Annotated in this window: 15 protein-coding genes (1 of these 15 running past the window's edge); 12 read left to right on the forward strand and 3 right to left on the reverse strand. The window is 47.6% G+C overall.

Annotated elements, in window-relative coordinates; translation table 11 throughout:
* Window positions 1–20 precede the first annotated feature (20 nt).
* From BBD42_RS15230 to BBD42_RS15245, 4 genes are all read left to right on the forward strand, one after another.
* Window positions 21–509 carry a hypothetical protein gene (locus BBD42_RS15230; protein ID WP_099518840.1) on the forward strand — a complete coding sequence of 163 codons (489 nt, stop codon included), beginning with the start codon at window positions 21–23 and terminating at the stop codon, window positions 507–509.
* 122 nt (window positions 510–631) lie between these two features.
* Complete coding sequence (locus tag BBD42_RS15235) at window positions 632–1861, forward strand: M24 family metallopeptidase (RefSeq protein ID WP_099518841.1); 1230 nt, start codon at window positions 632–634, stop codon at window positions 1859–1861.
* An 11-nt stretch (window positions 1862–1872) separates the two neighbouring features.
* A complete protein-coding gene (locus BBD42_RS15240) occupies window positions 1873–2352 on the forward strand; it encodes a PH domain-containing protein (RefSeq protein ID WP_099518842.1) in 480 nt (159 codons plus the stop codon).
* Window positions 2345–3958, forward strand: coding sequence for a PH domain-containing protein (locus BBD42_RS15245; protein ID WP_172455507.1), 1614 nt, complete (start codon window positions 2345–2347; stop codon window positions 3956–3958). Before BBD42_RS15240 ends, BBD42_RS15245 begins: the two co-directional genes overlap by 8 nt.
* Before the next feature lie 52 nt (window positions 3959–4010).
* Here BBD42_RS15245 and BBD42_RS15250 read toward each other — a convergent pair whose 3' ends face one another.
* On the reverse strand, window positions 4011–4655 hold the full coding sequence (locus BBD42_RS15250) for a GNAT family N-acetyltransferase (RefSeq protein ID WP_099518844.1): 645 nt from the start codon (window positions 4653–4655) through the stop codon (window positions 4011–4013).
* Window positions 4656–4657: 2 nt separating this feature from the next.
* Entirely contained in the window at window positions 4658–5221 is a 564-nt protein-coding gene (locus BBD42_RS15255; protein WP_099518845.1) for a hypothetical protein, read from the reverse strand.
* Window positions 5222–5366: 145 nt separating this feature from the next.
* Here BBD42_RS15255 and BBD42_RS15260 point away from each other — a divergent pair, with 145 nt between their 5' ends.
* From BBD42_RS15260 to BBD42_RS15295, 8 genes are all read left to right on the forward strand, one after another.
* Window positions 5367–5969 carry a TetR/AcrR family transcriptional regulator gene (locus BBD42_RS15260; RefSeq protein WP_099518846.1) on the forward strand — a complete coding sequence of 201 codons (603 nt, stop codon included), beginning with the start codon at window positions 5367–5369 and terminating at the stop codon, window positions 5967–5969.
* Between the two features lie 151 nt (window positions 5970–6120).
* Window positions 6121–6501, forward strand: coding sequence for an ATPase (locus BBD42_RS15265; RefSeq protein ID WP_099518847.1), 381 nt, complete (start codon window positions 6121–6123; stop codon window positions 6499–6501).
* 168 nt (window positions 6502–6669) lie between these two features.
* Window positions 6670–6957 carry an Asp-tRNA(Asn)/Glu-tRNA(Gln) amidotransferase subunit GatC gene (gene gatC / locus BBD42_RS15270; RefSeq protein WP_056043972.1) on the forward strand — a complete coding sequence of 96 codons (288 nt, stop codon included), beginning with the start codon at window positions 6670–6672 and terminating at the stop codon, window positions 6955–6957.
* A gap of 67 nt (window positions 6958–7024) precedes the next feature.
* The gene (gatA, locus tag BBD42_RS15275; protein WP_099518848.1) at window positions 7025–8482 is read left to right on the forward strand and encodes an Asp-tRNA(Asn)/Glu-tRNA(Gln) amidotransferase subunit GatA; all 1458 of its coding nucleotides are present in this window, start codon (window positions 7025–7027) and stop codon (window positions 8480–8482) included.
* A gap of 329 nt (window positions 8483–8811) precedes the next feature.
* The gene (gene gatB, locus BBD42_RS15280) at window positions 8812–10257 is read left to right on the forward strand and encodes an Asp-tRNA(Asn)/Glu-tRNA(Gln) amidotransferase subunit GatB (protein ID WP_099518849.1); all 1446 of its coding nucleotides are present in this window, start codon (window positions 8812–8814) and stop codon (window positions 10255–10257) included.
* Between the two features lie 173 nt (window positions 10258–10430).
* Window positions 10431–12347 (forward strand): DUF4097 family beta strand repeat-containing protein, encoded by a 1917-nt coding sequence (locus tag BBD42_RS15285; protein WP_150131556.1) that lies wholly within the window; start codon window positions 10431–10433, stop codon window positions 12345–12347.
* 71 nt (window positions 12348–12418) lie between these two features.
* Window positions 12419–12847 (forward strand): peroxide-responsive transcriptional repressor PerR, encoded by a 429-nt coding sequence (perR, locus tag BBD42_RS15290; protein ID WP_056043983.1) that lies wholly within the window; start codon window positions 12419–12421, stop codon window positions 12845–12847.
* Window positions 12848–13011: 164 nt separating this feature from the next.
* Window positions 13012–14685, forward strand: a complete 1674-nt coding sequence (locus BBD42_RS15295) for a glycosyl hydrolase family 18 protein (RefSeq protein WP_237163486.1) — start codon at window positions 13012–13014, stop codon at window positions 14683–14685.
* 196 nt (window positions 14686–14881) lie between these two features.
* Here the strand turns inward: BBD42_RS15295 and BBD42_RS15300 are convergent, their stop codons facing one another.
* Window positions 14882–15154: the 3' portion of a YgzB family protein gene (locus BBD42_RS15300; RefSeq protein WP_231594383.1), read on the reverse strand. Its footprint extends 78 nt past the window's final position; 273 of the gene's 351 nt are visible here — the last part of the coding sequence; the start codon falls outside the window, past its right edge — the gene reads right to left on this strand; the stop codon is at window positions 14882–14884.

Below are 15154 nucleotides of genomic sequence, written 5' to 3' on the forward strand. Positions count from 1 at the left end.
AGGCGATAGGGAGTTATGCTATGTATAAGCTGACGATCATTGTGCTGATGATGACAATCTGGCTCATGCTGCACGTTATGCAAACAGATGAGGAAATTGCGATGAAGACGCTTTTCCAGGGCAAGCATGCGTTAAACCGCGCCGTTCATGCGGCTGCGCAGCAGATCGATAAAACTGCGCTAGGAGACGGTGTCGTCCGCATAGATCCAGTGGCAGCCGAAGCGGCAGCAAGCCGTTATTTACAAGGCAATCTGCAGCTTGATGCAGCAGGGCAGCCGCTCGGCAGCTCCTTCCTGCACGATCCGGTTAAAGTTTTAGCTTTCGAGGTTATTAACGGGGAGCATACTTTTCCTTATCAATACGTAAATTCGCAATACAGCTATGAAGCTACGCTGCGCCGACCAGGTGTTGTCATGATCATTAAGGTTATGAACCCAAGGGTGTTCACAGCGCTTGAGCCAATTGAATGGACGATTAAAAGCGTATCCGAGCTGACTTTTGATTTTTGAACATATAAAGGGAGAGGTTGATCATAAAACTGCTTGCGGCAGTTGCCTTGCAGTTGACTGCCATTTGTAAAATTGTTCTAATGAAGGGGAGGGATAAATGATTTTGGGAGTTGAGCACAACGATGGATAAGACGACGATAACGAGAGACATACCGGATGACTTGGTTCAGGAGCGCATAAGCAAGCTTCAGTTGGAGATGGGCAAGAAGGCGATTGACGGCATGCTGCTCACGCAAAATATAGATTTGTATTATTACACAGGCTCGATGCAAAATGGTTACGCTTTTGTTCCTGCCGAAGGCGCGCCCGTGTTTTTCGTCAAACGCAGTCTGGAGCGTGCAAGACTGGAAACGCTGGTTGCTGTGGAGCCATTAGGCTCATTCCGACAATTCGGCCAAACGCTTGCGGAGCGTTTTCCGCAATTGTTTAAGGCAGGAGCTTCTGCTACTGTGGCTGTAGATCTTGATGTGCTTCCAGCACAAACGTATTTAAAGCTTAACCAGCTGCTGCAATCGGCAGGTGCAGGCGAACTAGTTGATGGTTCTGCCCTTATCAGAGGACAGCGGATGATTAAATCGCCTTGGGAAATCAAGCGAATTGAAGCAGCGGCGCAGGCTGTGGATGAGGCGTTAGGCGAAGCTTTGAATGTGTTGAAAGAGGGCATTACAGAGCTAGCCTGGATAGCCAGAGTGGAATATGAGCTTCGGCTCCGCGGGCATATCGGCTTGATGCGCATGCGCGGCTACAATCAGGAGGTAGCGACAGGGATGGTGACGTCAGGAGCTGCCGCAGCGGTACCTACTTATTTTGACGGTCCGGCAGGCGGACTTGGTTTAGGGGCTGCTTCTCCGCAAAGCGTCAGCCGCAAAGTTATCGGACGCAATGAACCGATACTCATTGATGTGGGCTGCTGTATTGACGGCTACATTATTGATCAGACGCGTACTGCGGTTATTGGAGAGCTTACAGAGCAGCTTGCTCATGCTTACCGAACTTCGGAGGAAATGATGCGCGCAGCGGAAAAAGGGATGGTTACCGGGACGCTATGCTCAGGACTTTATCTCGCTTCGCTTGATCAAGCGGCCGCTGCGGGGCTTTCTGCGCATTATATGGGGTATGGCCTTGATCAAGCAAAGTTTCTTGGACATGGAATTGGCCTTGAAATAGATGAATGGCCTGTACTGGCCCGCGGCTTCGATCTGCCGCTCGCTCCCGGGATGGTGCTTGCAGTTGAGCCGAAATTTACTTTTCCCGGCCAGGGAGTTGTTGGGGTAGAGAACAGCTATGTCATTACAGATGGAGCTCCTCGCCAGCTTACACGAACGAAAGAGCAGCTAATTGTATTGCCATAGGGGGACTAGAAATGAATCGGGCTTTAACGCAGAGGGTCGATAAGGATTACGTAAAATTAATCCGAATTGAGGCGGCAATTGCAGCGGCAATTGGTTTCTTAATTGTATTTGGTTATGGGATATTGGCTCTATCGAAAGAGTGGACGCTTATTCCGTTATGGATCGGACTTGGGGCCGTTGCGGTTTATAGCGTGTTGGATATTTGGGTAGTGCCAAGCATTCGCTACCGCCGATTCCAATACGAATTGTTTGCGGAAGAGCTTGAGCTGCAATACGGGCTAATCATTATTAAAAATGTGCTCGTTCCCATGGTTCGTGTCCAGCATGTAGAGCTTGAAAGCGGACCGCTTATGCGAAAGTTTAAGCTGGCGAGCGTAGCAGTTGTAACGGCAGCCACGATTCATCGCATTAAGGGGCTCAAATTGGAGAAAGCCGAGGAGCTGAAACGCAAAATCGGACAGCTTGCGAAAGTGGATGATCAGCATGAATAATCCACGAAGACTGCACAAAGTATTTATTATTTTTACGCTGTTCCAGTTTGTTAAAGGACTATTGCCGCTTATTATTATAACTCTGCTTAGAAAATCGGGATTTCTTGGGCTGGAGTGGTATTGGTATGCAGGAGCTGTGGGGTTGATTTTTCTTGCTTTGTTTTTTGGCTTTCTAGAATGGCGAACCTTCACCTATACACCGGAAGCAGATCGCATCGTCATTCGAAAAGGCGTATTATTCAAGGATGAGAAGACTATTTATTATGGACGCATACACTCGGTCAATGTGGAGCAGCCGTTCTTGCAGAGGATACTTGGTGTAGCGGAGCTCAAAATTGAAACGCCGGGTGGTGGGAAGAAAGCAGATGGCATATTGCCAGCGCTCACTGTACGCGATGCAGAGCAGCTTCGCCAGCAACTGCTGACCCATCAGCACGAAACGGTATTAAGGGCCGCTCATCAGGCAGGCGATAGCAATCGCGTGATCAGGCTGGATAAAGATGCCGATACCTCAATGCATGGAGCCAGTGCAGTACCGATAGATGGTGCCCATGGCATTTCAGCCAGCAGCGAGTTTAGCGGCTTGAACCATAGCGCGAACGGCCTCTCTGAACTAGAAACAGGAGCAAGGCAAACTTTTAACGATCAAGACAGCGCATATTTTCGCCTGACAAACGGACAGCTGCTGCTGGCAGCAGCCACTTCTATGAATTTAGGTCTTGCGCTTGCCTTTATTGCGGGTATTTATTCTTTTGCTGATGATTTTCTGGAGAAATTTGCTCCAATGCGAATATTTGAAAGGCTGTATGCGGAATCGAAAAGCCTGGTGCCCGGCTATGTCGTCATCGGCATTGCTGTCGCCGCAATTTGCGCATTGGCAGCGGCTTGGGCACTATCCATCATTTTGTACATTATTAAATACAGCGGATTCGCTGTTCATCGCGAAGGTAAGCGAATATCGGTATCATACGGCATGCTGGACAAAAAAGCCTATCTATTTGATCCGAACAAGGTACAATCCGTCCTCATTGAGGAGGGGATTTTCCGGCAAATGATAGGTTATGCCCAAATTAAGCTTCAAGTTGTCTCGTCTGACAAAAACGAACAGCTCATGCTTCATCCTTTTGTGCCAGTAAGGGAGCTGGCCCATGTGATTAGCCATTTTGTGCCTCAGATGAAGCTAATGGAGGTAGATGCCCACGCCCCTAAGCGGGCATTGCTTTATTACATGCGCATCGAGCTTGCTGTCGCTCTTCTCCTCTGCGGTGCCGCATTCGGATTCTGGGGTACAGCCGCCCTGTGGTCGCTGATGCTTATTCCGATTGTTTACTTATGGAGACGGGCTTGCCATAAAGCTGCTGGAGTAAGACTGGAAAACGGTCAATTAACACTGCGCCGGCGTAATTTTGCAAGAATCACCTACCTGGTACGCCGGCCGCAAATTGTCGCCATGAGGGTGAAACGCAGCTGGGGGCAGCAGCGAAAAGGTTTAGTATCTTTAGGCGTGCGTACGATGGGAAATGCGAGTGATTACACTGTAGCTGTTCTTGACCATAACGATGTAGAGCCCATATGGAACTGGTTCAGCAGGGAGCAACGGAAATAATGTGGTGGAAATTAAGCCTATCCTGGCAATGCTTCTGGCTTAATATGTTCGCTCAGGCTCGCTGTCCTTTTTTATAAAACATGCAATAGACAGGCAAATGACCAATTTGTAATTCCTGGCTTAATGCAAAGGCAAACCGGCGATATAAATTTACATTATCGTCGTTTTCTGTGTCCAAAGCTACGCCATGCGAATAATCGTCCGCGAGCGCTGTTTCTAATACATGCAGCAGCAGAGCTTTGCCAATTCCTGTACCTTGAGCATCGGGCTTTACGCCAATCATAATAAGGTAGTGATGCGGCAGGGCAGGTGCAGCGGTGCGGGTGACTCGCATATAGGCATTAAGCTGGCCCAGCGATTTACGGGATATACGCGTTAATAAAGGAAGCAGCCTTCCTAAGAGCAGCAATCCGCCATTTATTTGTTGAAGCTTGCTTTTGTGCGGCGTCTCAATGACGTATGCGCCAAGCAAGCTTTCTTTTTTGTATATCCCCCATATTTCTTCATTTAGAAGGAAGGTTTTATCAAATATAAAAGACAAGAAGGCCTGTGTGCTTTTTCTTGCTCGATTATCGAGCTTTGGATCACCAAAAATATAGATAAATAATGGGTCTTTTGCAAAGGCGCTGCCCATGACAGAAAGGAAGGACTTTTTATCTGACTTGGCAAGCCTGACAACATGGTAAGAATGGCTCATAATTAGCTATCCGAATGCTGTAAGGCTTTGCCATAATGGTCGACAGCGAAGCTAAACAGCACCTTCAGCATGAATAGCAAAAAAATAATGAGCATATAGGGCTCCAAGTGTGGCAGCATAGGCATAACGCCCATTCCTATAGATAAAAGCAGGCCTGCAACGAACAGCTGTGTATGCTTGCCAATCAGAGCATTTACTATGAATGCGCCTACGATTGTGTAGAGCCAAACGCTGACAGCATAAACGACTGCCGTGTCCAGCAACAGCGAAACTGCCACAATATGAACATGGATGGCTATAAATACAGCTCGATTAATTTTCCGGCTTGCATAAAAATTGCTTGTTGAAGCGGTGAAATTAGCGAGACAGCCTGAAAAAATATCGAAAACCAACAATAAAGCCAAAACACTGCGCCAAAATGGCAAGCCTGCTGTAAGCTCAGGAAAACTTACATATAACGCAGCAGTCAACAAACCTCCGAACAGCAAAATGCTTAAAATCGCGATTAAGCTCTGTTTCTCACCCAATACATCATGCAGAAATGAAGGGATTTTTAATGGCTTCAAAGTCGCTCCTCCTAATTATGTAGCATTTATATTAAATCACTACAAAATTATTATAACTGCGAAAAGAATAATCTTCAATAGTTTTATATCCGTATTATTGATTTACTCTAAAACTTCCCCTAAACTAAATAATGAGGTGGAGAAGATGAACGGCTTCGAACGAAGGAAACAGCAAAAACTTGAGCAAATATATAGCGCAGCTTTCCAACTTTTTTTTAATTTTGGCTTCCAGAAGGTTAGCGTGAATGAAATTGCAGATAAGGCGAAAGTCTCGCCAGCAACAATTTATAATTATTTTAAAACCAAAGAGCAGCTCTATTTCGATATGCTTATGGACTGGATGGATAAGCAGTTGGAGCAATATGAGGGAATTCTGGGTTCAGATAGTCCTTTCCCTGAGAAGACGAAAGAAATAATGTTATGCGAGGCCAAAAATTTAAAGTTGCTATCCGAAGATTCCCATCAGGCGGCATTTTCTGGGCAAGCTGAATTCGTAAGCTTAATGGACCGGTATAATGAACGGAAGGTCGTGCCTTTTTTTAAGCGTTTTGTTGCGATGGGCAAGCAGGAGGGCTATATTCATTCTGATATTAGCGAAGAGATGATGATGCTTTATTTTACAATGTTTAAAAATGAGCTCAGCCGGCATTGGGAAGCCCCGGATCAAGTAGGTGGAAACATGCTGAGCCTGGAGCAGCTCGTGGAATTTTTTTTCTACGGACTATCCAGACAAGGGCGAACACCATAATTTGAATCACAGCGAGTGACGCTTCTTCACTTAATGTTTTTGTTGGCTCGCAGCTGGCAAGGGGACACTTTCAATCCCTATTGGACACCGCTACTATTTTTTAGTAGGATAATAGTTATAGGTTAGCGTCCGATAGACAGGAGTGAAGACGATGCTTAGTTTGGGAGCTAAGGTAATTATTATATCTGATCATTTTGAGCAAAATCTTCCCATAGGGGAATATGGTTATATAATTGCTTACGATCGCAATGCCGACAACGTATTTGACTACGTGGTGCGCGTTCCGGCCGCCAATCGCAATTTTTTGCTGCCGGATGAAGATGTGGAGCTTGAGGATGTGTTGCTTCAAGAAGAGGTTGACCGCATCGAACGCGAATCGCTGATCGACTTTGCGCTGGCTACTCATAATGAAGAGCTGTTTATGCGCATAATGAGAGGCGAGGAGGCTGCCCCGGAAGCGGAGCCAGCTGCTGCTGAAGGCCAAAGCCAGAAGGATTTTATAAGGCAGGTTAATTTGAAAGCTTGGATTTAATAAGCTTCTGCGAGATGACCCTTCCGCCAGGTGCGGGGGGGTCATCTGCTGTTAATGGGCATGGCAGAACTAAAGCGTGCTAGCCCTCGTTTGTGCACTTTGTCAAAATGTGATTCTAGGCTATAATAGAAAGAATGATTGCAGGCTTAAGAAGGGGGAGGAACATTCATGAGCATTACGATTAAAGATGTCGAGCATGTTGCGAATTTAGCTCGCCTTGAGCTGTCTGACGAGGAGAAGGATAAATTCACCGAGCAGCTTAATGCGATTTTAAAATATGCGGAAAAGCTGAACTCGCTTGATACGGAAAACGTCGAGCCGACCAGCCATGTGCTGCCGATTACGAATGTGACGCGCGAAGATGTAACGCATGAATCGCTGCCGATTGAGAAGGTGCTGCTCAACGCGCCTGATGAAGAAGACGGCCAGATTAAAGTACCAGCTGTATTGGAATAGTCCGCATGATCTAGCGCGATAGCCATAAATGCTTGCCGCGCTTTTATATTGAAGGGAGGAACATGTTTTGTCACTGTTTGATTTGCGTCTTCAGGATGTACATAACAAGCTGAGCCAAAAGGAGCTTTCCGTCACTGAACTGGTTGATGAATCCTTTGCTCGTATTAAAGCAACAGAAGCTTCCATTCAAGCGTTCCTTACGCTAAATGAAGAGGGAGCACGCCTGCATGCAGCGGAGCTGGACAAGCAGCTTCAAGCAGGAGCTGAACGCGGCTTGCTTTTCGGCCTTCCGGCTGGAATTAAAGATAATATCGTTACCGAAGGCTTGCGCACAACATGTGCCAGCCAGTTTCTAGACAACTACAATCCGATTTATGATGGAACGGTTGTCAGCAAGCTGAAATCGGCGCAATCCGTCACGATCGGCAAGCTGAACATGGATGAGTTCGCGATGGGCGGCTCGAATGAAAATTCCAGCTATTATCCGACGCGCAATCCATGGAATACGGAATATGTACCAGGCGGCTCCAGCGGTGCTTCCGCAGCTTCCGTTGCGGCAGGCCAAGTCTATTTCTCGCTTGGCTCCGATACGGGCGGTTCGATCCGCCAGCCAGCAGCTTATTGCGGCATTGTCGGTCTTAAGCCAACATATGGCCTTGTTTCCCGTTTTGGCCTTGTCGCTTTCGCTTCATCGCTTGACCAGATCGGTCCTTTGACTAAAAATGTTGAGGATTCCGCATTTGTGCTGCAAGCCATTGCTGGCTATGATGCAAAAGATTCTACTTCCGCGAACGTAAGCATTCCTGACTATACGTCTGCCTTGACCGGAGATGTCAAAGGTTTGCGCATTGCAGTACCGAAGGAATATTTGGGAGAAGGCGTTGATCCAAAGGTTAAGGAAGCGGTTTTGAATGCACTGAAGGTGTATGAGAGCCTTGGCGCAACATGGGAAGAGGTTTCGCTGCCGCATACCGAATATGCTATTGCGGCTTATTATTTGCTTGCGTCTTCTGAAGCTTCATCCAACCTGGCTCGTTTCGACGGCGTTCGTTACGGCGTCCGCGCAGACAACCCGGCGAACCTGATTGATTTGTACCGCAAATCGCGCAGCGAAGGCTTCGGTCCAGAAGTTAAGCGCCGTATTATGCTGGGAACGTATGCGCTTAGCTCCGGCTACTATGATGCGTATTATTTGAAAGCGCAAAAAGTGCGCACGCTCATTAAACAGGATTTTGACCAAGTATTTGAAAAATACGATGTCGTCATCGGACCAACTGCCCCAACAGCAGCATTCAAGCTCGGCGAGCAGGTCGGCGATCCGCTGACGATGTATTTGAACGATATTTGCACGATTCCGGTCAGCCTTGCAGGCGTTCCGGCGATCAGCATTCCTTGCGGCCAAGCGGAAGGCTTGCCAATCGGATTGCAAATTATCGGCAAAGCCTTCGACGAGTCGACGGTTCTGCGCGCGGCCCATGCCTTCGAGCAAAATACCGAATTCCATAAGCTGCGTCCGCAGCTCTAATATATTCAACCTTATGGGGCTGACCTGCAGATTTTGCTTGTAAGGGTATTTTACAGGTTTAGCCTGATAGGTTTTGCCTTGTAAGTTTTCTTATTTAGGTTGTCTTATGTAGGTTTTACCTTGCTATAAAAGCTAGCTTGCGACGCGATATTTACTTTTTTTGCTGCCATAGAAGCTAGATGATAAAGGCAAGCGGAGTGAAGAGGTTGAACTAAAGATTGGGCAACAGCGATTGAAAGTCAACCTTTTCACGCAGCGCAGCATCTTTTTCATCATGCTTTATGCCACCGAAGTAAACTCGCCCAGCAAAATTCTAAGGAGGATTAACGATGTCTGAAGCGACTCAATATGAAACGGTAGTCGGGCTGGAGGTGCACGTTGAGCTGCACACCAACAGCAAGATTTTTTGCGGCTGCTCCACCGCTTTCGGAGCTCCGCCTAATACGCATACCTGCCCGGTCTGCCTCGGTCATCCCGGCGTGCTGCCGGTGCTGAACAAGCAGGCGGTTGAATACGCAATGAAGGCGGCGATGGCGCTCAATTGCACAATTGCCGATGTCAGCAAATTTGACCGTAAAAACTATTTTTATCCCGATTCGCCTAAAGCTTATCAAATTTCGCAATTTGATCAGCCTATCGGCGAGCACGGCTGGATCGATATTGAAGTAAACGGCGTTACGAAACGAATTGGCATTACCCGTCTGCACTTGGAAGAGGATGCAGGCAAGCTGACTCACGTTGATGGAGGTTATGCCTCGCTCGTTGACTTTAACCGTGTCGGCACGCCGCTCGTTGAAATTGTTTCCGAGCCGGACATTCGTACACCTGAGGAAGCGAAAGCTTATTTAGAGAAGCTGAAAGCGATTATGCTTTACTGCGAAGTATCGGATGTGAAAATGGAAGAGGGCAGCTTGCGCTGTGACGCAAACATTAGCCTTCGTCCTTATGGACAAGAGAAGCTTGGCACTCGCGCTGAGCTGAAAAACATGAACTCCTTCCGCGGTGTTCAGCGCGGTCTTGAATATGAGCAATGGCGTCAGGCCGAGGTGCTGAACGGCGGAGATAAGGTTGTTCAAGAAACTCGCCGCTGGGATGAGGCGCAGGGCAAAACGATTTCAATGCGCGGCAAGGAAGAGTCGCATGACTATCGTTATTTCCCGGACCCTGACTTGGTTCGCCTCTATATCGACGAAGAGTGGAAAGAACGCGTCAAAGCGTCGATTCCTGAGCTTCCAGATGCACGTAAAGCCCGCTATACAAGCGATTACGGCTTGCCTTCCTATGATGCTGATGTTATTACGGCATCTAAGAAAATGGCAGACTTTTTCGAAGCAAGCTTGTCCTATACGAAGGATGCGAAAGCTGTATCCAACTGGATTATGGGCGATTTGCTCGGGTATTTGAACTCGAACAGCCTGGAGCTGTCCGATGTGAAAATTACCGGGCAAGGGCTTGGAGAAATGATCGGGTTGCTGGAGAAAGGCACGATCAGCAGTAAAATCGCCAAAACCGTCTTCAAGGAAATGCTGGAATCCGGCAAGCTGCCGCAGCAAATCGTAGAAGAGCAGGGCCTTGTACAAATTAGCGATGAGGGGGCAATTATTGCCATCGTCGATAAAGTTATTGAATCGAACCCGCAATCGGTCGAAGATTTCCGGGCTGGCAAAGAGAAGGCAATCGGCTTCTTGGTCGGCCAAATTATGAAAGAAACAAAAGGCAAGGCGAATCCGGCAATGGTTAATAAAATGCTGCTGGAGCGTCTGCAGCAAGCTTAAATAAGCATAATCAACCTGCCCGTTGATTGATGCCAATTATGCAAGAGCTGTCCACTAGCTGGACGGCTCTTTTTTTGCATTTTAAAGCAAAAGTCTTGCCAGGCGGGCATCTATGGTACAATAATAAGCAATAAACTTGCACATACGGAGGACATGTTTTGCAGGAGCATGGGATGAAAACGGGACGTAGGAAAAGTCGACTGCTTACGGTGCTGCTGGCCTTTCTATGGCCGGGAGCGGGACATTTATATACAGGGGAATATACGAGAGGGCTGCTGCTTGCCGCTGGTATTTTGCTTGATGGCGGGACCATTGTCCGTCTGGCGGATGCCGATGGCGCGAAGCATTTGCTGCTTATTGTTTACTTAGGGCTTGCGCTGCCTGTATTTTATTTTATTAGCGTCTACGATGCGCTGCAAAGTTTGGATCGGCGAACGGAAACACAGCCCGGCTTAAAGCTTAGGGATGGCATACTCATAATGGTGGCAGGCATGTTGCTTATGCTGCTGCTGATGCTTAGGCAGCCGACTACGCTGTTCACTTGGTTTGACGATGCGGCGAATTATGCGGTAGGCCCTGTTCTAGGTCTGCTTGCGGTAGGCTTAGTTTTGCGTCAGCGGCTGGCAGCGGTGTTTCGGCTAGGAAGCTTCACCGCTGCATTATTTATTGCAGCTGCTGGCGGATTGCTGTTGTGGGATGAAATACACAGCAGCAATGTTTTTGCGCTCATGCGTTATTGGTGGCCTGCGCTGTTTATATGTTTGGGAGGAGAGCTCGTTGCCTACAGTCTATTGCAGCGGCGGACGCGTAAGCAATTACGGCTTGATTTGATCGGAAGCATGGCAGCGGTTGTCATCGCAGGCTTTGGTTTCTTGGTAACGCAATATGCAGATTTGCCTTTTCGCTGGATTGATCAATATGTCGATTTGAATGGCGCACAGGATTACGGCGAGGAAAAAGGCTTTCATTATCAGAAAGAAGTGCTGGTTGTTCCCATGGAAGAAAAGACGACAGCTATTCAGATTTACAATGTGAATGGCAAAGTGACGCTGCAAAGCGGGAATAATGATTATATCAGTGTAGATACCGAGGTATGGGTTGATATCGATAATCAAGCTGAGGCTGATAAAATGGCCGAAAAAGCGAAGATTGAGGCGTCATCAAGCGGTGAGAAAATTACCTTGCAGGCCAAAAGCAGCAGCTACGGGGACAATGGAACGCGCAAACCGCGTATCAATATTACCGTAACTGTGCCGCGATTGCCGAATGTTCAGGTAGAGGAAATTGCCGAGCCTGACCTTGATCTTGAGTCGGATGATCCAACTGCGCAGGAGAACAATACGCCAAATCCAAGCTCGTCTAATTCGTCTAATAATGTGGAACAAGCCTCTGCTTCAATCGCGACAACAACATCTACTCCCCAGCAGTCGCCACAACAAGTGGAGGAGCAGAAGGATGAACTGCCGATGAGACAGCTTTCTATACTTGTGCATACCGATAATGGGCCGATTAAAATTAAAAACCTCGATGCTCCCGGAGGTGTGGAGCTCTCCAGCGATACAGGCGAAATTTTAGCAGAAGGAATAAATGGCAGCATTCAAGCAAAAGCAAATAATGGAACGATTACGCTTCGTCATATAACGGGTGATGCGAGTATAACCTTATTAAATGGGGCTGTTACCGCAGCATCTATTACAGGTAATGTTTTTGCAGAAGCGACCAATGGGGCTTTGAAGATGACGAGCATTTCCGGAGATATAGAAGCCGATACGAAAAATGGGAAAATCAACATTAATGAAGCGAGCGGCTCCGTTAAGGCTGCAACCTTAAATGGCGGCATCGAGCTGGCGAGCTCGGTAGTCGGCGGTGACTGGGATGTTGATAGCTCCGTAGGGGAAATTAAGCTGACTGTCCCGCAGTATGGCAGTTACACGGTGTATGGATCAGTCACTTTTGGCGCGATTACGACGAATTTGCCGCTCGAAGTGAGCAAAAAAACAGTGCGGGGTACGGTTGGAGACGGGAAATACCGTTTGCAAATTAATGCTAATAACAGTATTGCCATACAGTATGCCGGTGCGGAGCAATAACCGCATTCATTGACAAATCATTTTGAAAACACGTACAATAGCTTTAACTACTAACGAAAGGCGTGAGGGGAATGGGAGCCGTTAATGCAGCATTGCAGCAATTAAAAATGAATGGTGTCCGTATGACCCCGCAGCGTCATGCCATTTTAAGCTTTTTAATGGAATCGATGACTCATCCGACAGCCGATGAAATTTATAAATCACTGTCGCCTAATTTTCCAAGCATGAGCGTGGCGACCATATATAATAACCTACGGTTATTTGTAGAAGCGGGGCTTGTTAAGGAATTGACCTATGGGGATGACTCCAGCCGCTTTGATGCGGATACATCGGAGCACTATCATGCCATTTGCAATGACTGTGGCCAAATTGTTGATTTTGAATACCCGCCGTTGCTTGAGGTGGAGCGTGTCGCATCGCAGGAGACCGGTTTTATCGTGCAAGGGCATCGAATGGAAATTTACGGTTCCTGCTCTACCTGTGCGGCAGCTAAGAAATAACAACGAACATTCAAGAATGAATGAAACCTAACAAAATGATGGCGTGCAGGGAAGCGTTCAACCGCGGATATGCACGCTTTCGTCTTTTATAAAGGAGCGAGATACGCTTGGAAACTATGCTTCGCCGAACTCCTCGTCGCCGCAAGAGCAGTGGGGCTCGGAATATGCTTCTCTTTTTAATCATTATATTGGCAGCAGGCGGGGGTTGGTTTGTATACGACCGCTACATTCCTAATTTTAAACAGACGATTCCCGATTATGGGGTGAAAAATCCAATCGTTGTTCATGGCGAAGTAATGAAGCAAGGTGCCATTATTGAAAATAACGAGGTGAAGCTGCCGCTTCCTGTGCTTCAGCAGGTGCTTGGAGCAGACCAGCCTATACGCTATGAAGCGGATAGCGGATCGATTATTTTGACAACAGCGAATAAGGTGCTGCGTTTGCAGACAAATTCACTGACAGCGACCGTGAACCGCAAGCCGTTTGACTTGACGATTACAGCTGAGGTGCAGGATGATGTCGTTTATATTCCAATAACGCCGATTGAGGAGCTTTATGGCCTGCAGACGGAGTATGCTGCAGATTCAGGCGTTGTCACCTTGCTTCAGTCGGGTGAGGCTATTCAACTGGCAGAAGCGAAGCGGGAAAAAGGAGCGGCCATACGGACAGAGCCTACGATTCGGGCGCCGATTGTGGAGAAGGTTCCACTAGCGGGCAAGCTCAGAGTTTGGGGGGAAAGCGATGGCTGGCTGCTCGTGCAGGGACCGGATGGGCATCCTGGGTATATGGCTAAGGATAATACGGCTCTTGCCAGCATGGAGCAAATTGCGCCTAGCGATAATGAAACGGATTTTGTTGCTTGGAAAGTTACAGGCAGCAAAATCAATCTTACATGGGAAGCTGTATATCAACGCAAGCCAGATCCAGCTACCATTCCGGAAATGCAAGGCGTCAATGTCGTCAGTCCTACCTGGTTTGAGCTTCAGGATGAGGATGGCACAATTAAAGGCAAAGCTGATCCCGTGTATGTAAAATGGGCCAAAGAGCAGAAGATGCAAGTATGGGCGCTTTTCAGCAATGGGTTTGAGCCTGATCGGACGAGCGCGGCGCTTGCGACTGTAGAGACGCGTTTTCATATGATCCAGCAGCTGCTTGCATTTGCCGAGCTTTATCATTTGCAGGGCATTAATGTAGACTTTGAAAATGTTTATACGAAAGATAAGGAAAACCTGGTCCAGTTCGTCCGCGAGCTGACGCCGCTGCTTCATGAAGCGGGTCTAGTCGTATCTATAGATGTGACGCCTAAGTCGAACAGCGAGATGTGGTCTGTTTTTCTCGATCGTAAAGCGCTTGGCAAAGTTGTAGACTATATGATGGTTATGGCTTATGACGAGCATTGGGCGACAAGCCCGGTTGCGGGTTCGGTTGCTTCGCTGCCTTGGACGGAGCAAGCTTTAAAGAGAATATTGGACGAAGATGCTGTTCCTGCGAGCAAGCTTATATTGAGCATGCCGCTATATACCCGAATTTGGACGGAGACCGAAGAGAATGGCGAAACCAAGGTTAGCTCTAAAGCGCTTGGCATGGATAAAGTGAAAGAAATCATTACGCAATACAAGCTGAAGCCTGTGCTCGATAGGGATGCTGGGCAGCATTATGTGGAGTATAAGGAAGAGGAAGCACTGAAACGCATCTGGATTGAGGACGAGCTGTCGATCAAAGCTAGAGTTGCGTTGGTTAAAAAGTACGGGTTAGCTGGAGTAGCAACCTGGCAGCGTACCTTTCAAACGAACGCGATCTGGAAAACGATTGATACCGCATTGAATAAAAAAACGTAAACTGCAATGATAATTCTACAATTTTATTAAAAAGAAGGCTATCGCTGATCACGCGATGGCCTTCTTCTATTCCTAGATATAAATTTACAGATTTCTTCTTCTAGAGCAGCTGCTATTTTAGTGCAAAAAGGACGCTGCCCCTTTTTGGCGGCAACGCCCTTTTAAGCTTATGTAACTTATTTTTAAGAGCAGCGTACTATTCGGAAGGAGCATGCGTGGCTTGCGCCGGATCGAGTGTCAAAATCGTCTTGCAGAACATGCAGCGATCCGTTTTGCCGAGCATTTTCGTCGGGCGATTACATTCGGGACACGTTAGCATCGTTGCACTGGTTGACATCATGCCTGCCCAGAAATAAACGGCAACGCTGACGAGCAAGGAAATCATCCCAATAACCATAAAAATGGCGGCAACGATTTTACCAGCTTGTCCCCAAAGCACGATTCCGGCTGTACCGAGAATCATAACACC

This window comes from Paenibacillus sp. BIHB 4019 (assembly GCF_002741035.1).
Taxonomy (GTDB): domain Bacteria; phylum Bacillota; class Bacilli; order Paenibacillales; family Paenibacillaceae; genus Pristimantibacillus.